Source organism: Streptomyces carpinensis (assembly GCF_002154505.1).
In the GTDB taxonomy this organism is placed as follows: domain Bacteria; phylum Actinomycetota; class Actinomycetes; order Streptomycetales; family Streptomycetaceae; genus Streptomyces; species Streptomyces carpinensis.
Genome location: NZ_MUBM01000368.1, coordinates 1 through 17,115 on the forward strand (window position 1 = coordinate 1; position 17,115 = coordinate 17,115).

Genomic DNA, 17,115 nt, shown 5'->3' on the forward strand with positions numbered 1-17,115 from the left:
CGGCATGGGCCGACTACCCCGAGGGTGAACTCCCGGTCATCTCGGGCACGGTGATCCGCCTGCAGGTTGATCACTTGCCGGGGGACCGCGACCCCAGACCGGTGTGGCTGTGGTGGTCGAGCATCGGTGCCACGGCCGCGGATGTGGACCGGCTCTGGCAGGCGTTCCTTCGAAGATTCGATCTTGAACACACCTTCAGGCTGATCAAGCAGACGCTCGGCTGGACCCGTCCGAAGCTCCGCACCCCCGAGGCGGCGGACCGCTGGACCTGGCTGGTCATCGTCGCTCACACCCAACTCCGCCTCGCCCGGCCCCTGGCCGAGGACCTCCGCAGGCCCTGGGAACGATCCGCCCGGCCCGGCCGCCTCACCCCCGCCCGCGTCCGCCGGGGATTCCGCGGCCTCCACGGGAAGACGCCTCAGCCAGCCGGCGCACCGAAATCCAGTACGGCAGGCCCCGGTCGGCCGGCGGGCTCGAAGAACAGGCGCCGGGCCCGCGAGCACCCCGTCGGAAAACAAAACAAAACGGACACTGCGAAGCCCGCCTCAAAGCGGCAGGCAGCATAAACGCCAAGCTTAGATGCGACCCGTCCCGCAGTCCGGGTCAGCCCAGCCACCCCTGCTGCAGGAGGCGTACAAGAAGCTCGGCGAAACGCTCTGGCGGTCGGGGCATTTCGGCCCGGAGCCAGGCCTGAATGGCGCCGACCGCCGCACCTGCGACTGACCGAAACACGATGGCCTGCTCCCATGGCTCGGGCGTGTCCTTGTGAATCCGGACTGGGTCCACGAGATGCGCCGACTCCTCGAAGTGATCGGCCAGCATGATCCACAAACCAGCGGCGTCGTCGGATGCCACTGCCGCCTCGTAGTAGATCGCGGCATGGTCCTGGATGTGCCCGAGGACGGCTATGGCGACCTCGAGAGGGGCCTCTCGCAGCCGATCCCCGGTGACGCCGTCCAGGTGGCAGTGGCGGACCTCGTCGAGTTCGGCCGCGAGCGCGTCACGCAGGAGCTTGGCCGGGGAAGAGGCGTGCTGGTAGAAGGTGGAGCGGTTCACTCCCGCGGCTGCCGCGATCTCCGAGGCGGTCATCTCCGTGGGCGCGCGACTCTCCGCGAGGTCGAGCACCGCTCGGTACAGGGACACACGTGAGCGCTGGAACCGCAGATCGGCCCTGTTCACCGTCATGCCTCCTCCTTTCCCACTCACACAACCCGAGGTAGCGTAGGACTATTATCCGACACATGTTGGATATCTGGGCGGAGAGCCGCACCAGGCTGAACAGGTCAAGGAGGACCAGATGTCTCGATTCGAGGGGCGCGTCGCGCTCATCACCGGTGCGGCGAGCGGCATCGGCAAAGCCACCGCCCTTCGTTTCGCATCGGAAGGCGGAGCGGTCGCCGTCGCCGACATCCAGGACGACCTCGCCAAGGGTGTCGCGGCGCAGATCAACGAGGCCGGCGGCAAGGCGCTCGCGCTGCACCTCGATGTCAGTGACGAGAAGCAGTGGAACGGCGCTGTCGCCACGACGGTGGAGACCTTCGGTGGCCTCGACGCGCTCGTGAACAACGCCGGAGTCGGCGGCATGGGGACGATCGACGACGAGTCCTACGAGGAGTACAAGCGCGTCATCTCGATCACCCAGGACAACGTCTTCCTCGGCATGCGCGCCGCCGGTCCGGCCCTGAGGGCCTCCGGCCACGGCGCGGTGGTCAACACGAGCTCGATCTTCGGCATCAGCGGCGGGTTCGGCGAGGACCCTGCCTACCACGCCGCCAAGGGCGCCGTCCGCCTCATCACAAAGAACGTGGCTCTCGCCTGGGCGACAGAGGGCGTACGCGTGAACTCGGTGCACCCCGGCTTTATCGACACCCCGATCCTGGGTGAAGGCGACAAGACCCCGCTGCTGCAAGTCACCCCGATGGGCCGCCTCGGCACCCCCGAGGACGTCGCCGCCGTGATCCTCTTCCTCGCCAGCGACGACGCTGCTTTCGTCACCGGCGCGGAGTACGTCGTCGACGGCGGCTTCACCGCCCGCTGAGGCGCCCCCGATGCCGACGGTCAGGCGCTGTCGCGCCGCCGGGCGTTCGCCGTAGACGGCAAGTGCCTGCGCGGCGCGGTCCGCGCCGACGGCAGTCGCGTCTTCGTGATGACCGCCGTGTGTCACGACGACGCGCTGACCGCTGGACTGCGCGAGATCGGCGCGAAGACCAACAAGATTCCCGAGTTCGCCCCGCTGCTGGATACCGTCGACGACGCGGACCTTGCCGACGCCGTGGTCACGGTGGACGCACTGCATGCCCAGAAGGACCACGCCCACTACCTGGTGGAGGACCGCAGAGCTCACTATCTGTTGTCTGTGAAGAACAACCAGCCCCCCGGGCGGGGCAGTTGAGAAAGCTGCCATGGAGCCGGATCCCGGTCCTGGGCCGCTCCCGCGAGCGCAGACACGGCCGTGAAGAGGTCCGCGAAGTACAGGTCGCCACCGTGAACGGGCTGCTCTTCCCGCACGCCCGCCAGGTGGTGCGCGCCCGCCGCAAACGCCGCCGCATCGGCGCAAAGAAGTGGCAGACCGAGACCGTCTACGCCGTCACCGACCTCACCGCCGAGCAGGCAACCGCCCGCGAGATCGCGGCCTGGGCGCGCGGCAACTGGATCACCGAGAACACCGTCCACCGGACCAAGGACGTCACCTGCGCCGAGGACGCCAGCCAGGTCCGGCGCCACCACACCCCGCCGTCATGAGCGCCCTGCGCGACCTGGCCCGCGCCACACTCAACCGGGCCGGCTGGGCCAACATCGCCAGCGGCCCACACCCAACCCGAAGCTCTCCTCACCCTTCATGGCATCCCATGATCAAACTGGGCGAACGCGACTCTCCCCGGGGCCCTGCAAGATCTCCCAGACAGTCGAAGCAGTGACCTTGGTCCCCAGGGTTGCCAGCTCGCCATGGACCCTGCGGCACTGTGAGTGCCGAATGTCACATTTCGCCTGGCCGCAGCCTTGTGCGTTCCCGCGCGGCCGACAGATCGCCACGGTCGGCTCATACGGTTCGACCTCGACAGGTTCGCTGCGCCGCGACTTTGTTTGGGCCGCGATGCGCCATCTCGACCCTGCTCCTTCGTGGCACTTGGCTGCTGCCGTGTACGGCGCCGTAAGGAGCTTGACGGCGTAGCGGGTCTGCAGGGGGCTTAAAGTGGTGCAAACGAGGAGAATTGGCATGCGACTGGGGCCAAGGGGTCGTGGGTTCAAATCCCGCCGTCCCGACAGCGCAAGCGCAGTTCACAGGCTGCTTCCGATGGTCGGGAGCAGCCTGTGACGTACAGGTGTTTGCTCCCGGCTGGGGGCTGGTTGGGAGCCCTCATGCTCCCACGCTCCCAACCCGTCAACCGTGCCCGTTTCGTCCGTCCCCCGTTCGGGTCGATGTTCCCGGCCCTGTGGAGCCGCAGCGGGTCATCGTCAACCGCACGTTGCTGTAGTCCCGATCGCGATGCGTGGACGTGTGGGTGACCACCGTGAGCTGCCGCCAAAGACCACTGTCGAAGGTGGGTGCTTCGAGCAATCCCAAGACTCTTATTACTTCCGTTCAGAGGATCTCACCCCTGGTCGGTAGTGGGGTGCCGCGGTGACGGGTGCAGCCGATGTAGCTCAAAATGCATGGACACCCGCATTTCAGGCCGCATGCTTCGTCTCATCGAGGCAATGACCCCTGTCTCTGGCGCTCATCGGTTGACTCGCACAACCGCGGGCGCCGTAGGGCGGCTGTTCCCGGCAACACGGGCCCCCACCTCGGTCGTCCCGGCCGCGGCGAGGCGTACCGCTCCCGCCGCACCAGTTCCCCGGCGGTCGGCCCGCCACCATCGGGATACCTCATACCCCCGGCACAGCAGCCGTGTGATCCCCCCGTTGGAGATCTTTAGTCGGTGCCCGAACTCGGAGTTGCGCCGGCCAGCGCGGCGAATCGGTCCGGGGCCTTGAACTTGAGAACAATTGCCGTCAGCACGCCGGCGATGAAGATGGCGAGCATCAGGATCTCGACGGCGATCGCGGCGCTCTTGGAACCGACCACCAGGGCAAAGTTGTCGACCGTTGCCCACAGGACGCCGGCAAACCCGAGGGTGCTGAGAATCGAGGTTCCCAGAAGGACTCGCCGTGCCGGCTCGTCGGCCTCCCGGACGAAGTGGACGACGATGGCAAGCCCGGTCAGGGTCAACAAGGCGACGAGCCCGAACGTGAGGATGCCGTTCATCCATACGTAGGCATCGCCGACCGGGTTGACGCCGGCTATGAGGAACACCACCACGGCAGCACCGACAATGCCCGATGCCGTGATGGATGCGTTCGACGGCGCGAGGTGTCTGGGGTGCACGGCCGCCAGCGGTCGCGGCAGCGCACCACGGCTGGCCATCGTCATCATGTAACGGGCGATGACGTTATGGAAGGTCAGCGCCGAGGCGAAGAAGCTTGTGATCAACAGGACCTGCAAGACGTCCACAAAGATCGGTCCGACGTACTTCGAGGCGAGGGCGGGCACCGCCGATTGGGGATCTGCCGCAACGGCTGCGGCCACCTTGTCCACGCCGCCACCGATCGCGATGGCCCAGCTGGACAGGGCGTAGAAGACGGCTGTTCCGATGACCGCGATGTAGGTGGCTCTCGGGATCGTCCGGTCGGGGTCGATCGCCTCGCGCCGGAAGACTGCCGTCCCCTCGAATCCGAAGAAGCTTGTGAAGGTGAAGAGCAGGCCGAGCCCGACCGTGCCCTGCCCGAGCAGCGATGGATCGAACGGACGGAGACTCAGCCCGCTGTCACCGCCACGGGCGATGATGGCGATGTCGAAGATGATGACGATCAAGGTCTCGGCGATGAGGAAGAAACCCAGAACCTTCGCGCTAATGTCGATCTTGCGGTAGCCGAGGTAGGCGACGACGGCGACCAGGACCAGAGAGCCCACTCCCCAGGGGATGTGCAGGTCGAAATGTTCCTCAAACGGCTCTCCGACGACGTGACCGAAGTAGGTGGAGAGAGCCGTCAGTCCGCAGGCGTACGCCGCAAGGGCGAGGTTCGCGCCACCCAGTCCCACGGCACGGCCAAGTCCGTGCTGAACGTACGAGTAGAGCGCCCCGGCGTCACGGACACTCTTGCTCATCCGCGTGTAGCCGACCGAGAACAGCACGAGCAGAGCGCCGATGAGCAGGAAGTACAGCGGCGCTCCGGAGGTGCCGCTGAAGGTGAACACCAAAGGGACGGCTGCGGCCACGGCAGCGAGCGGGGCAGCAGCCGCGACCACCATGAACACGATCTCCGCGACCTTGAGCTCGCGTCTCAGGGTGGACGTTGGCGAGTGCGTCACGTCGATCTGGGTGGTTTCGTTCACATCGTTTCCTTACTGCGAGGTAGAGAGACCAGTCCCGCCGCAGGCGCCTCCCTTGTCGCGGATGGCCGGGAGGTGAAAAGGTCGGCTGTTTTTTGGACGTTCAGCGCTTGGCGGCGTGCCGGCCCGAGCGGTACCCGAAGACGAGCGTGGGGCCGATGGTGCCGCCTGCGCCCCCGTAGACCATCCCGGTGGCTCCGGCCATGGCATTGCCCGCCGCGTACAGACCGGGAATGACCCGGTCGTCCACGTCCAGTACGGCGCCATCGACGGTGGTAAGCGGACCGCCCTTGGTGCCCAGCGTCGAGGAGAAAACCTCGACGGAGTAATAGGGAGCGGTGTCGACCGGTCCGAGTGTCGCTTGGCGTGACGGATAGTGGGTACGGTCCCCGCACCATCCGTCGTACGCGCTGTCACCGCGCTGGAAGTCGTCGTCGTGTCCGGCGGCGACCAGGTCATTGAACCGGCCGACGGACTTCTCGAGTTCGGCCGCGGGGACACCAGCAAGTTACTGCCGCTGTACCACCAGCAGACGGAGAATCCTCAGCCTTCAGGCCTAGGAGGAGGTCACTTCATCATGAGCTTGGTCTCCAGGAAGGCGGCCATGCCCTCGACATTGCCCTCGCGGCCCAGACCGGACTGCTTGTAGCCGCCGAACGGCTGGGTGACGCACATGCCCCAGGTGTTGATGCCGATCTGACCGGTGCGGATCTGGCGCGCGATCTTCTCGGCGGCGGCATCGTCGGCAGCGTACACCGCACCCGAGAGGCCGTACTCGGTCGAGTTGGCGATGTCGATCGCCTCCTCGATCGTGTCGTACGGCATCACGCAGATGACCGGCCCGAAGATCTCCTCCCGGGCGATCCGCATGTCGCGGGTCACGTCAGCGAAGATCGTCGGCTCGACGTAGTAGCCCTCCTCCAGCCCGGCCGGCACGCCACCACCGGTGGCGAGGCGGGCGCCCTCCTGCTTGCCGATCCCGATGTACTCGAGCACGCGCTGCTGCTGGCGCTCGGCGGCCAGCGGACCGAGCATCACGCCCTCCTCCCGCGGATCGCCGACCTTCAGGCCCTGGTACGCCGCCACCATGGCGCCGACCACCTCCTCCTGCCGGCTGCGGGGCACCAGCACGCGGGTCAGCGCCGCGCAGACCTGGCCCGAGTTGCCAAGACCCGCGAAGACGAGGGTCGGGAGCACGTTCTCGAGCGGGACGTCCTCGGTGAGGATCGCGGCGGACTTGCCGCCGAGCTCGAGGCTGACCCGGCCGATCCGGTCGGCGACCGCCGCCATGATCTTGCGGCCCGCGACCGTACTGCCGGTGAATGACACCTTGTCGACACCGGGGTGCTCGACGAGGTACTGCCCGACCTCGCGGCCGGCCGGCAGCACGTTCACCACACCCGCCGGCAGACCGGCGGCCTCGATCGCCTCGGCCAGCATCATCACGCTCACCGGGCCCTCGGGAGCCGGCTTGAAGGCGACCGTGCAGCCGGCCGCCAGCGCCGGTCCGATCTTGAGCGAACCGGTGGCGACCGGGCCGTTCCACGGGATGATCACGGCTGCGACGCCGATCGGCTCGCGCACCAGCGTGCCGTGGCCGTCCTCCCAGCTGCGCTCCTCCTCGAAGACGAAGCGCTCATGCATCGTCGCGGCGTCTTCCCACATCTTGCGGGCGTTGTCGTGGAACGCTGCCGAGACGACGGCCGGGGCGCCGATCTCGTTGGTGAAGGCCTCGCTCATCGCCGGGATGCGCTTGACGACCTCCTCGCCGATGCGGGCGAGGTAGGTGGCCCGCTCGGCCGGCGACAGCCGTGGCCACGGGCCGTGGTCGAAGGCCTCGCGGGCGGCTGCGACAGCGCGATCGATGTCGGCCTCGGTCGCATCGGGCACGGTCGCGATGACCTTTCCGTTGATCGGCGAGACCACCTCGATCACCCGGTCCGTGGCCGGCTCAACCCAGGCGCCGCCGATGAAGAGCTTGTCATAACTCGGGATTACGCTGCTCTCGCTGAGCGTCGTCATGCCGGTTCCTTGCTTTCTCTGGTTCTCGGGATGGTGCGGGCGCCGGACGCTCAGGCGTCCTGGTAGGTGTGCATGGCGAAGCCGCTGTGCGGCATCAGCTCCATGTCCGCGTTGGCTTCCACGCCCTCGGGCGAGCCGAGGGCGGCGAGCATCGCGTCCTTGCTGTCGAAAGCGAGCGAGGCGACGAGGAAGGCGGCCGGCTCACTGCCGTCGAGGCTCTGAGTGGTGCCCCAGGTGAAGCTGCGCAGACCGGGCATCTTCGCCGCCTTGACCGCGTGGGAGGTCCGGTAGTGCTCCAGGAAGGCCTCGGTGTCGGCGGGCCTGTTGTAGGTCACGACCATGTGGAACATCTATCTCTCCTGAGAGATGGGGGCAGGCGGCGGTGGTCAGGCGAGCTGGAAGCCCGCATAGTCGTCGCTGCGGGAGGCTTCGAGAGCCTTCCCGTACTCGACTATCCCGGCGGCGTACGGCATGAAGAGTTGCGGCTTGCCGGTGACGTTGGCGCCGCGGTACCACGAGCCTGAGTCGCCGTTGGGCCACAGCGTCGTGTTGGCGATCGCCTCGACGGTCTCGACCCACTGCTCCTGGGCCGCCACCTCGGCCTCGATCGTGCGGCGGCCGCTCTCGCGCATGTCACCGAGGAGCCGGGCGATCCACTCGACGTGCTGCTCGATGGCTGTGACCATGTTGGCGAGCACCGACGGGCTGCCGACGTTGGCGACCAGGAGCATGTTCGGGAAGCCGGCGGCCGAGAGGCCCAGGTGGGTCTTCGGGCCCTCGCTCCCCCACAGCTCGCCCAGGTGACGTCCATCGCGACCGCGGATGTCCATCTTCGTCAGGGCGCCAGTGAAGGAGTCGAAGCCGGTAGCGAGCACCAGGGTGTCGAACTCGTGGCTTTCACCGCCAACCAGGCTGAAGCCGTCCTCGGTGAAGGTATCGAGCGGGGTCTCCCGCACGTCGAGGAGGTGGACGTTGGGCTTGTTGAAGGTCTCGTAGTAGTCCGTCGCGACGACCGGACGCTTCGCGCCCAGGGGGTACGTTGTCGGCTTGAGCCGGTCCGCGACCTTCGGGTCCGCGACGATCTCGTCGATCTTCTCGTGCACGAACGAGCAGACCGAGTCGTTGGCCTTCTGATCGACCATCAGGTCGGCGAAGGCGCCGAGGAAGTTGATGCCACCGCCCTCCCAGCGCTCCTGGTAGGTGTCGTGGCGCTCCTGGTCGTCCACCTCGTAGGCCAGCTTCGGGTTGTCGCTGCGGAACACCCCGGCCGGGTGCGCGCGGTTGCGGGCCCGGCGGGCGGCGTACTCGGCCTTGACGGCGTCGAGTTCCCCGTCCGCCAGCGGACGGTTGCGGGTCGGGATGACGAAGTTGGGGGTGCGCTGGACGACGGTGAGGTCGCCGACCAACTCGGCCAGGGCCGGAACGACCTGCGCGCCGGTGGAGCCGGTGCCGACCACCGCGACCTTGCGGCCGGCGAGGTCGACGTCGGCAGGCCAGTCGTAGGTACGCAGGACCTCGCCTTGGAAGCGCTCGATGCCCGGCAGGTCGATCTCCTTGGGGACCGACAGACAGCCGACTGCCATCAGCAGGTACTGGGCGCGATACTCCTGGCCGTTCTCGGCCGTGGCGGTCCAGCGGGCGGCGTCAGCGTCCCAGGTCGCCGCGGTGATACGGGTGTCGAAGTCGATGTCCTTGCGCAGGTCGAAGCGGTCGGCGACGTGCTTGAGGTAGGCGAGGATGTCGCCCTGGGCCGGGTACCTCTCGGACCAGTTCCACTCCTGCTGCAGGTGCTCGTCCCATCCGTAGGAGTAGTCGACGCTCTCGACGTCGCAACGGGCGCCGGGATAGCGGTTCCAGTACCAGGTGCCACCGACTTCGGGGGCTGCCTCCGCGACACGGACGTCAAAGCCGTCCTTGCGGAGCTGATGGAGCAGATACAGGCCGGCGAAGCCGGCTCCGACGACGAGAACGTCGACCTCAGCGGGTCGCGAAGTCATCTCTCCTCCTTGGGTGCATCCGCGGGCCGGAGGTCGCCAGGGGCGGCGGTCGGCACGCGGCGCGGTCGCAAGATGATGAGAACCATATGCATGGTCATGCTGAATTTTGAAGAGCTGAACCAGTAATTCACCGACGGCCCTGGACGCTATTCATGCTCATCATTAACATCGCGGAAACCAGCGACTGCCCAGCCGCCGGACGAAGCGCGACAGCGAGGTACCAAGCAATGGCACTGGACGACGCCACCACGGCATTCCTGACCGAGGCCGCCAAGGCGGGCGGACCGCCCCTGCACGCGATGACCGTGGAGCAGGCCCGCGAGATGAACGCGGGGCTCGACGCCCTCTTCGGCCAGGGCCCGGAGATCGCCCTCGTCAAGGACGTCACCCTGGAGACCGCGGACGGCGGGTCGTTCCCGGTCCGCGTCTTCCGACCTGATGCTCCGAAGGGCGTCATCGTCTACTACCACGGCGGCGGCTGGATGCTCGGCACGCTCAGCGGCTTCGACACGCTGTGCCGTCAGATGGCCGACCGCACGGGCATGACAGTCGTGCTCGTCGAATACCGCAAGGCGCCCGAGGACCGCTTCCCGGCTGCGGCCGACGACGCATGGACCGCGCTGCGGTGGGTCGTCGCCAACCGCCCCGAACTGGCCGACCCGGGCCTGCCGCTGGTCGTCGGCGGCGACTCCGCCGGCGGGAACCTGACCGCCGTCGTGGCCCAGCGCGCGGCGCAGGAGGGCGGCCCCGACATCGACCTGCAGATACTGGTGTACCCGGTCACCGACGCCGACTTCGAGACCGAGACCTACAACGACCCGCAGAACGCCCTGATGCTCACCAAGGAGTCGATGGTGATGTTCTGGGACGCCTATCTCCCCGACGCCGCCGAGCGCAGCAACCCCGCGGCGGCGCCGCTGCGGGGTGACGTCACCGGCACCCCGCAGGCATTGGTGATCCTCGCGGAGCACGACGTGCTGCGTGGAGAAGGGGCGGCGTACGCGGCGAAGCTGCGGGAGGCGGGCATTCCCGTCGAGGAGCACGTGATCCCCGGCCAGATGCACGGCTTCTTCACCTTCCCCAATGTCCTGCCCGGCGCCGCCGCCGGCATGGACCTGGTGGTCGACGCGGTCTCCCGCCTGGGCTGATCTCCGCCCGCTCCTGGTCGCTCCCTCGACCACCTCGCACACACGGAAGTGCCCGACATCTGTTGCTGTCGGGCACTTCGGTGTCGCGCAGGTGATCAGTAGGGCCGGTCGAGCGCCAGGTCGAGGCGGCGCATCCGCAACCGGCCGCCGTCCTCGACGATCTCGAGCTTGTAGACACCCGCCGAGATCAGCCGGATCTCGCCGCCCTCGGTCGCCAGCAGGGTCAGGTAGTGGGTGGTCCGGGTGACGCCGTTCTCGGTGCCGTGGACGACGATCGTCGAATTGCAGTGCCTACGCTGGTCGGACTGCGAATCCAGCGTTTCGGTCATCATCGCCATGATCGCTTCCTTGCCCTCGAAGACGACCGGGTCGCCTTCGGGGAGCGCCATGCGGAACACGGCGCCGTCGGTGAAGCAGTCGGCCAGCGCCGCCACGTCGCCGCTGTCGTAGGCCTGGGAATAGCCGTTGATCAGGTTGTCGATGTCGTTGCGCTCGGGAATGGCGGAACTCCCTTCAAGCTGTTTCTGCCGGTGTGCGGCGCGGTCAGCGGTAGAAGCGGCGCAGCCAGTCGAGGCTGCCGCCGGTGAGCGCCGACGGCCAGTCGGCCGGACGCTCGTCGCCGTAGCAGAGGTTGCGGTTGTCCTGCTTCATCACCGCGGCGTAGGACTCCGCGGGCGCGTAGTACATGTAGGACATCACCCGGTCGGCGATGCGCCAGCCCTGCGGGGTACGGCGGTAGACGTCCTCGTAGCGCAGCGCGACCCACATCGTGGTGCCGTTGCGCACCACTTCGGCGTGGCCCGCGACGACACCGTGCGCCAGGTCCGGGTCGTCGTCGAAGCCGACGATCACGCCGTGGGAGAAGTGGAAGGTCGGCCCGAGCACCGCAAAGCGGCCCTCGTAGGTCGACTCGATCTCGGCCAGGCCGTTGGCGGCGAAGACGCCGTCGGCCGACCCGAGGTGGGCGTCCTCGGCGAAGATGTAGGGCAGGCCGGGGAGGTCTCGCTCGTCCATCGCGAGGAAGTAGAGCAGCACCAGGTCGTCGATCTCGCGGCGGTCTTCGAGCCGCCGGATCCGGGTCTCCAGGTCGGAAGACTGAGTCATGCCGAAACACTCCTTGGTGGTAGGTGGATCTCGGGAAACTTCTCGGGGAACTGGTGATGCGCGGGTCAACCGCCGATGCGCAGCAACCGCCCGCCGTCGGCGACGAGCGCATGTCCGGTGACGTACGACGCCGCGTCGGAGAGCAGCCACAGCACGGCCTCGGCGACCTCCCCGGGATCGCCCAGGCGCGGCAGTACGCCGGCGACGCCGCGCGCGTAGGCGGCCTCGTCGAGTCCGCTCGCGGCCCGGCGAGCAGCGACCATCGGGGTCTCCATCGCGCCCGGGCAGACCGCGTTGACCCGGATGCCGAGCTCGCCGTAGGCGTTGGCCGCCGACTCGGTGAGCGCGATGACCGCGTGCTTGGATGCGGAGTACGCCGGTTTAGCCGGGCCTGCGAGGAACGACTGCACCGAGCCGATGTTGACGACCGCGCCGTGACCTTGACGCACCATCTGCGCCAGCTCGTGGCGCAGGCAGAGCGCGGTGCCGAGCACGTTGACCTCGAGGATCCGGGCGAAGACCGCCGGGTCGAGCTGATGCAGCGGCCGGTCGTCAGGCATCAGCGCCGCGGCGTTGACGGCCAGGTCCAGGCCGCCCCAGGCGCCGACCGCCTGTGCGAGCGCGGCCTCGACCTGGTCGTCGACGGCGATGTCGGCGGGCACCCCGACGGCTTCGCCGCCATCGGCCACCACCGTGGCGGCCGTCTCCTCGGCCCCCTCGGCGTCCCGGTCCACGACCAGGACCCGGGCGCCGGCGGCGCCGAGCCGGAGCGCGATCGCGCGTCCCAGACCGGAGGCGCCGCCGGTGACCAGCGCGGAGGAACCGGCCAGCCCGGAGTAGCTGCTCATCCCCGGATCAGCCCTGCTCGGCCGGCGGCTCGCCGAGGAGCTCGGCCAGCACCTCGTCGGTGTGCTGGCCGATCCGATCGACGCCCGGATACTCCGGGCCGTCGTAGCCGCCGACGTGGAGGATGGGTCCGGGCACGAGCGTCTTGTCGCCCAGCACCGTGCCGAGCAGCGGGCGCAGGGTCCGCTCGAGGAAGTGCGGGTCGGCTGCGATGTCGCTGGAGTCGTTGATCGCCGCGCCGACGACCTCGTACTCGTCGAGGATGGCCAGCGCCTCGTCGCGTGGCATCGAGGCGACCCAGTCGCGCACGATCCCCTGCAGCTCCTCGTTGTTTGCCATCCGGGCGGCGTTGGTGGCGTAACGCGGGTCGGTCTTCATCTCCGGGCGGCCCATCGCGTCGAAGAGGCGCATGGCGATGTTCTGCGCCGAAGCCGCGATCGAGAGCCAGCGGCCGTCGGCGGCCTCGTAGATGCCGCGCGGGCTGGCCGCACCCGAGGTGTTGCCCTCTCGCTGCGAGATGTACGAGGTCACGGAGTAGCGCAGCACCGCGTCACCGAGGATGAACATCAGCGGCTCGTACAGCGACACGTCGATCTCGCGGCCACGGCCGGTGCGCTCGCGCTCGAAGAGCGCCATCGCCGTGCCGTATGCCGCCGAGATGCCTGCTATGGAGTCGGCGAAGCCGAACGGCGGCGCGGTGGGCGGGGTCTCGGGCCAGCCGTTGAGGAAGGCATACCCGCTCACGGCTTCGGCGATGGTGCCGAAGCCGGGACGCTCACGGTACGGCCCGCTCTGTCCGAAGCCGCTCACCCGGACGAGGATGATGCGGTCGTTCAGCGCGCGCAGGTCCTCGTAGCCCAGGCCCCACTTCTCCAGGCGTCCGGGGCGGAAGGACTCCACGACGACGTCGACCTGCTCGACGAGGCGCTTCACCAGCGCGCGGCCCTCGTCGGTGCGCAGGTCAACCGCGACCGAACGCTTGCCGGCGTTGAGCCGGGCGTAGCCGATCGAGAGGCCTTCGTGCTGCGGCTGCCACTGCCGCGCCGTGTCGCCGTGGGTGGGGTCCTCCACCTTGATGATGTCGGCGCCGAAGTCGCGCAGCATCCGTCCGGCCGTCGGGGCGGCGTACATGTTGCCGAGCTCGAGCACCCTGATGCCGGCGAGCGGGCCCGCTGCCTTCTTCATCTCAACGCCCTTTCGTCAGTAGCTGCGCGGCAGGCCGAGCACGTGCTCGGCGATGTAGTTGAGGACCATCTCCTGGCTGATCGGCGCGATCCGGTTCAGCCGCGCCTCCCGGAAGTACCGCTCGACGTGGTACTCCTTCGCGTAGCCGTAGCCGCCGTGCACGTTGATCGCCACATCGGCCGCGTTGAACCCGGCCTCGGAGGCGAGGTACTTCGCCTCGTTCGCCTCGCGGCCGCAGGGCAGGCCCTGGTCGACCATCCATGCGGCCTTGTCGCAGATCGCGGTCGCGGCGTCGAGCCGGATGCGCGCCTCGGCGAGCTGACCGGAGATGAGTTGGTTCTTGCCGATCGGCCGGCCGAAGACGACACGCTCGTTCGCGTACGCCGTCGCGCGGCGCAGGGCGGCCTCGCCCAGGCCCAGCGCGGCGTTGGCGGAGATGACCCGCTCGGCGTTGAGGCCGCTGAGGATGACCTTGAAGCCCTCGCCGACCTCGCCGATGACGTCTTCGTCGGCGACGAAGAGGTCCTCGATGAAGAGCTCGTTGGTGTCCACGGCGTTGCGACCGAGCTTGGGGATGCGCCGGATGCGCACGTGCTCGGGGTCGAGCGTGGCGAACATCAGGGTCAGGCCGCGGTACGCCTTGCCCTCGCGGGGAGAGGTGCGGACAAGCAGGAACATCCGCTCGGCCACCTGGGCCTTGCTGATGAAGACCTTCTTGCCCGTCACCCGCCAGCCGCCCTCCACCTTGGTGGCGCGGGTGGTCAGGTTGAGCGTGTCGGTGCCGGCGTCGGGCTCGGTGACCGCGAAGCAGACGTGCAGGTCACCGCTGACCGCGCGGGGCAGGAAACGCTGCTTGAGGTCCTCCGAGCCGTGCTTGATGAGCGGCTCGAACCCGAAGATGCCGATGTGGACGGACGTGCAGCCGCCCATGCCCGCGCCCGAGGCGGAGATCTCCCGCTCCACGATCGCGGCCTCGCGGACGCCGAGCCCGCCGCCGCCGTACTCCTCGGGAATGGTCAGGCCGAGCCAGCCGGCATCGGCGACGGCCTTGTAGAACTCCCAGGGGAACTCGTGCTCCTCGTCATGACGCATCCAGTAGTCGTCGTCGAACTTCGCGCACATGGCGCGCACGCCCTCGCGGATGGCGTCGTGCGTGTCGTTGGAGCTCCAGTCCATGGCCTTGTCCTTGTTTCTTGTGGGGTCTGCTGTCAGCTGTGTCCGGCCAGGACTTAGCGGCCGGTCCATACCGGGGATCGCTTCTCGGCGAAGGCCCGTGCGCCCTCCTGGGCGTCGGCGGACTTCCTGACCGGGTCGACGTGCTCCTCCTGGCGGGCGAAGGCCTCCTCCAACGGCCAGTCCGCGGAGTCGACGATGACGCGCTTGGACGCGGCCAGGGCGAGCGGGGCGTTGGCCCCGATCTCGGCGGCCAGTTCGAGCGCGGCGTCGAGCGCCTCGCCGGGCTCGACCAGACGGCCGACCAGACCCGCCGCGGCTGCCTCGGTGGCCGGCCACATCCGGCCGGTCAGCACCAGCTCCATCGCCAGGTGGTAGGGGATCCGGCGCGGGAGGCGGAAGAGCCCGCCGGCCGCGGCCGTCAGCCCACGCTTGACCTCGGGCAGGCCGAAATTGGCGGTACGCGCGGCGACCACCAGGTCGCACGCGAGGACGATCTCGAAGCCTCCGGCCAGGGCGTAGCCCTCGACGGCCGCGATGAGCGGCTTGCGCGGCGGCTGCTGGACGATACCGGCGAAGCCACGGCCCTCGACGACGGGGCGGCGTCCGGCCGCGAAGTCCTTGAGGTCCATACCTGCGCAGAAGGTGCCGCCGGCGCCGGTGAGCACCCCGACGCTGAGGGTCGGATCGCTGTCGAGCTCGTCGAGTGCGGCCGCGATCGCCTCCGCGAGGGAGAGGCTCATCGCGTTGCGCGCCTGAGGCCGGTTGAACTGCAGCACCAGCACCGGGCCATGCCGCTCGACGAGGAGCTCGTCGGTGGCGGTGGAAGAGGTCGTCTCGGTCATGGCGCTCACCTCGGCGTCATCCGGAGGGCACCGTCGAGACGGATGACCTCACCGTTGAGGTAGGGGTTGGCGACGATGTGGGTCGCGAGCGCCCCGAACTCGTCGGGCCGGCCGAGCCGGCGCGGATGCGGAATGTCGTCGCCGAGCGTCGCGCGGGCCTTCTCGGGCACGCCGGCCAGGATCGCGGTGTCGAAGACACCCGGCGCGATCGAGACGACGCGGACCTGCTTGCTCGCGAGATCGCGGGCGGCCACCAGCGTCATGCCGATGATGCCCGCCTTCGAGGAGGCGTACGGCGTCTGGCCGATCCGCCCCTCGAAGCCGGCCGCCGAGGCGGTGAGGACCACGACGCCGCGCTCGCCCTCGATCTCCTCGAGCCGCGCCATCCGGGCCGCGGCGAGGCGGAGCACGTTGAAGCTGCCGACCAGGTTGACGCGCACGACCTGCTCGTAGAAGTCCAGCGAGGCAGGCTCGCCGTCCTTGCCCACGATGCGCATCGTGCCGCCGCGACCGGCGCAGTGCACCACGCCCCGCAGCTCGCCCAGCCGCTCGGCGGCGTCCAGCGCGGCCTCGACGGCGGCCGTGTCCGTGACGTCGGCGGGCGCGAAGGCGGTGCGCTCCCCCAGTTCGGCGGCGACCTGCTCACCCGCCGAGGTCGGCAGGTCGAGCAGTACGACGTTGCCGCCGTCCTTCAGCAGTCGCTTCGCGGTCGCCAGGCCGAGCCCCGAGGCCCCTCCGGTGACGACGAAGGAGTTCCCTTCGATCTTCACTCTCGTCAGATCCTTTCGATGATGGTGGCGTTGGCCATGCCACCGGCTTCACACATGGTCTGCAGGCCCCACGTCAGGTCACGTTCCTCGAGCGTGGCCAGCAGGGTGGTCATCAGGCGGGCGCCCGAGGCACCGAGCGGATGACCCAGGGCGATGGCGCCGCCGCGGACGTTGACCTTCTCCTCGGGGACCTTCAGCTCCCGGGCCCAGGCGAGCGGCACTGGGGCGAATGCCTCGTTCACCTCGAACAGGTCGATGTCGGCGAGCGACATACCGGCACGGTCGAGCACCTTCCGGGTCGCCGGTATCGGTGCGGCGAGCATCAGCATCGGGTCATCGGCGACCTGGGAGAACGCGTGCAACCGGGCCCGCGGGCGCAGGCCGTGCGCCCGGGCGGCCTCCTCGCTCATCACCAGCACCGCAGCGGCGCCGTCGGTGATCTGGGAGCTGTTACCCGCAGTGATCTTGAAGTCGAGCCGCGGGAAACGGCTCTCGGCTTCGGGGCTGCGGAAGGAGGGAGCCAGACCGGCCAGCTTCTCGACGCTCGACCCGACCCGGATCGTCTCGTCGGCGCGGAACTCACCCGCCGGCGTGGTGATCGGCACGATCTCGGAGTCGAACAGGCCCGCGGCGGCCGCCTCGCCGGCGAGGCGG

General features: G+C 68.7%; 15 protein-coding genes and 3 pseudogenes. 4 read left to right on the plus strand and 14 right to left on the minus strand.

Features of this window, described 5'->3' with window-relative positions; all coding sequences use genetic code 11:
- A pseudogene (locus tag BZY54_RS54030) lies at positions 1-566 on the plus strand (NF041680 family putative transposase); the annotation flags it as partial.
- 37 nt (positions 567-603) lie between these two features.
- On the opposite strand, the gene BZY54_RS38660 reads toward BZY54_RS54030, so the two are convergent.
- On the minus strand, positions 604-1,185 hold the full coding sequence (locus tag BZY54_RS38660) for a TetR/AcrR family transcriptional regulator (protein ID WP_086730030.1): 582 nt from the start codon (positions 1,183-1,185) through the stop codon (positions 604-606).
- A 112-nt stretch (positions 1,186-1,297) separates the two neighbouring features.
- Between BZY54_RS38660 and BZY54_RS38665 the strand changes: the two genes are divergently transcribed.
- Together BZY54_RS38665 and BZY54_RS54035 are read left to right on the plus strand one after the other, a co-directional pair.
- Complete coding sequence (locus tag BZY54_RS38665) at positions 1,298-2,038, plus strand: SDR family NAD(P)-dependent oxidoreductase (protein WP_086730031.1); 741 nt, start codon at positions 1,298-1,300, stop codon at positions 2,036-2,038.
- A gap of 30 nt (positions 2,039-2,068) precedes the next feature.
- A pseudogene (locus tag BZY54_RS54035) lies at positions 2,069-2,853 on the plus strand (ISAs1 family transposase); the annotation flags it as partial.
- Between the two features lie 1,060 nt (positions 2,854-3,913).
- On the opposite strand, the gene BZY54_RS38675 reads toward BZY54_RS54035, so the two are convergent.
- The 5 genes and pseudogenes from BZY54_RS38675 to BZY54_RS38695 all read right to left on the minus strand — a co-directional run bounded on the left by BZY54_RS38675 (position 3,914) and on the right by BZY54_RS38695 (position 9,390).
- The gene (locus BZY54_RS38675) at positions 3,914-5,374 is read right to left on the minus strand and encodes an APC family permease (RefSeq protein WP_086730032.1); all 1,461 of its coding nucleotides are present in this window, start codon (positions 5,372-5,374) and stop codon (positions 3,914-3,916) included.
- 100 nt (positions 5,375-5,474) lie between these two features.
- A pseudogene (locus BZY54_RS38680) lies at positions 5,475-5,861 on the minus strand (FAD-binding protein); the annotation flags it as partial.
- 77 nt (positions 5,862-5,938) lie between these two features.
- A complete protein-coding gene (locus BZY54_RS38685; RefSeq protein ID WP_086730033.1) occupies positions 5,939-7,393 on the minus strand; it encodes an aldehyde dehydrogenase in 1,455 nt (484 codons plus the stop codon).
- A gap of 50 nt (positions 7,394-7,443) precedes the next feature.
- Complete coding sequence (locus BZY54_RS38690) at positions 7,444-7,743, minus strand: EthD family reductase (protein WP_086730034.1); 300 nt, start codon at positions 7,741-7,743, stop codon at positions 7,444-7,446.
- A gap of 36 nt (positions 7,744-7,779) precedes the next feature.
- A complete protein-coding gene (locus BZY54_RS38695) occupies positions 7,780-9,390 on the minus strand; it encodes a flavin-containing monooxygenase (protein ID WP_086730035.1) in 1,611 nt (536 codons plus the stop codon).
- A gap of 227 nt (positions 9,391-9,617) precedes the next feature.
- Here BZY54_RS38695 and BZY54_RS38700 point away from each other — a divergent pair, with 227 nt between their 5' ends.
- Positions 9,618-10,538, plus strand: coding sequence for an alpha/beta hydrolase (locus BZY54_RS38700; RefSeq protein WP_086730036.1), 921 nt, complete (start codon positions 9,618-9,620; stop codon positions 10,536-10,538).
- A gap of 95 nt (positions 10,539-10,633) precedes the next feature.
- Here the strand turns inward: BZY54_RS38700 and BZY54_RS38705 are convergent, their stop codons facing one another.
- The 8 genes from BZY54_RS38705 to BZY54_RS38740 all read right to left on the minus strand — a co-directional run.
- Positions 10,634-11,038, minus strand: coding sequence for a nuclear transport factor 2 family protein (locus BZY54_RS38705; protein ID WP_086730037.1), 405 nt, complete (start codon positions 11,036-11,038; stop codon positions 10,634-10,636).
- Positions 11,039-11,081: 43 nt separating this feature from the next.
- A complete protein-coding gene (locus tag BZY54_RS38710) occupies positions 11,082-11,642 on the minus strand; it encodes a nuclear transport factor 2 family protein (RefSeq protein WP_086730038.1) in 561 nt (186 codons plus the stop codon).
- A gap of 65 nt (positions 11,643-11,707) precedes the next feature.
- Positions 11,708-12,490 (minus strand): SDR family NAD(P)-dependent oxidoreductase, encoded by a 783-nt coding sequence (locus BZY54_RS38715; protein ID WP_086730039.1) that lies wholly within the window; start codon positions 12,488-12,490, stop codon positions 11,708-11,710.
- A gap of 7 nt (positions 12,491-12,497) precedes the next feature.
- A complete protein-coding gene (locus BZY54_RS38720) occupies positions 12,498-13,673 on the minus strand; it encodes a CaiB/BaiF CoA transferase family protein (RefSeq protein ID WP_086730040.1) in 1,176 nt (391 codons plus the stop codon).
- Positions 13,674-13,688: 15 nt separating this feature from the next.
- Entirely contained in the window at positions 13,689-14,849 is a 1,161-nt protein-coding gene (locus BZY54_RS38725) for an acyl-CoA dehydrogenase family protein (RefSeq protein WP_086730041.1), read from the minus strand.
- A 53-nt stretch (positions 14,850-14,902) separates the two neighbouring features.
- Complete coding sequence (locus tag BZY54_RS38730; protein WP_086730042.1) at positions 14,903-15,691, minus strand: crotonase/enoyl-CoA hydratase family protein; 789 nt, start codon at positions 15,689-15,691, stop codon at positions 14,903-14,905.
- A 5-nt stretch (positions 15,692-15,696) separates the two neighbouring features.
- Positions 15,697-16,461, minus strand: a complete 765-nt coding sequence (locus BZY54_RS38735; protein WP_086730043.1) for an SDR family NAD(P)-dependent oxidoreductase — start codon at positions 16,459-16,461, stop codon at positions 15,697-15,699.
- Between the two features lie 5 nt (positions 16,462-16,466).
- Positions 16,467-17,115 (minus strand): thiolase family protein (locus BZY54_RS38740; protein ID WP_143668224.1); only part of this gene is annotated, 649 nt, incomplete at its 5' end.

What these genes read in the sequence shown, in the direction of transcription:
- BZY54_RS38660 (WP_086730030.1), bottom strand. Translation starts at nt 1,185, where the DNA reads ATGACGGTGAACAGGGCCGATCTGCGGTTCCAGCGCTCACGTGTGTCC.
- BZY54_RS38665 (WP_086730031.1), top strand. Translation starts at nt 1,298, where the DNA reads ATGTCTCGATTCGAGGGGCGCGTCGCGCTCATCACCGGTGCGGCGAGC.
- BZY54_RS38685 (WP_086730033.1), bottom strand. Translation starts at nt 7,393, where the DNA reads ATGACGACGCTCAGCGAGAGCAGCGTAATCCCGAGTTATGACAAGCTC.
- BZY54_RS38690 (WP_086730034.1), bottom strand. Translation starts at nt 7,743, where the DNA reads ATGTTCCACATGGTCGTGACCTACAACAGGCCCGCCGACACCGAGGCC.
- BZY54_RS38695 (WP_086730035.1), bottom strand. Translation starts at nt 9,390, where the DNA reads ATGACTTCGCGACCCGCTGAGGTCGACGTTCTCGTCGTCGGAGCCGGC.
- BZY54_RS38700 (WP_086730036.1), top strand. Translation starts at nt 9,618, where the DNA reads ATGGCACTGGACGACGCCACCACGGCATTCCTGACCGAGGCCGCCAAG.
- BZY54_RS38710 (WP_086730038.1), bottom strand. Translation starts at nt 11,642, where the DNA reads ATGACTCAGTCTTCCGACCTGGAGACCCGGATCCGGCGGCTCGAAGAC.
- BZY54_RS38715 (WP_086730039.1), bottom strand. Translation starts at nt 12,490, where the DNA reads ATGAGCAGCTACTCCGGGCTGGCCGGTTCCTCCGCGCTGGTCACCGGC.
- BZY54_RS38720 (WP_086730040.1), bottom strand. Translation starts at nt 13,673, where the DNA reads ATGAAGAAGGCAGCGGGCCCGCTCGCCGGCATCAGGGTGCTCGAGCTC.
- BZY54_RS38725 (WP_086730041.1), bottom strand. Translation starts at nt 14,849, where the DNA reads ATGGACTGGAGCTCCAACGACACGCACGACGCCATCCGCGAGGGCGTG.
- BZY54_RS38730 (WP_086730042.1), bottom strand. Translation starts at nt 15,691, where the DNA reads ATGACCGAGACGACCTCTTCCACCGCCACCGACGAGCTCCTCGTCGAG.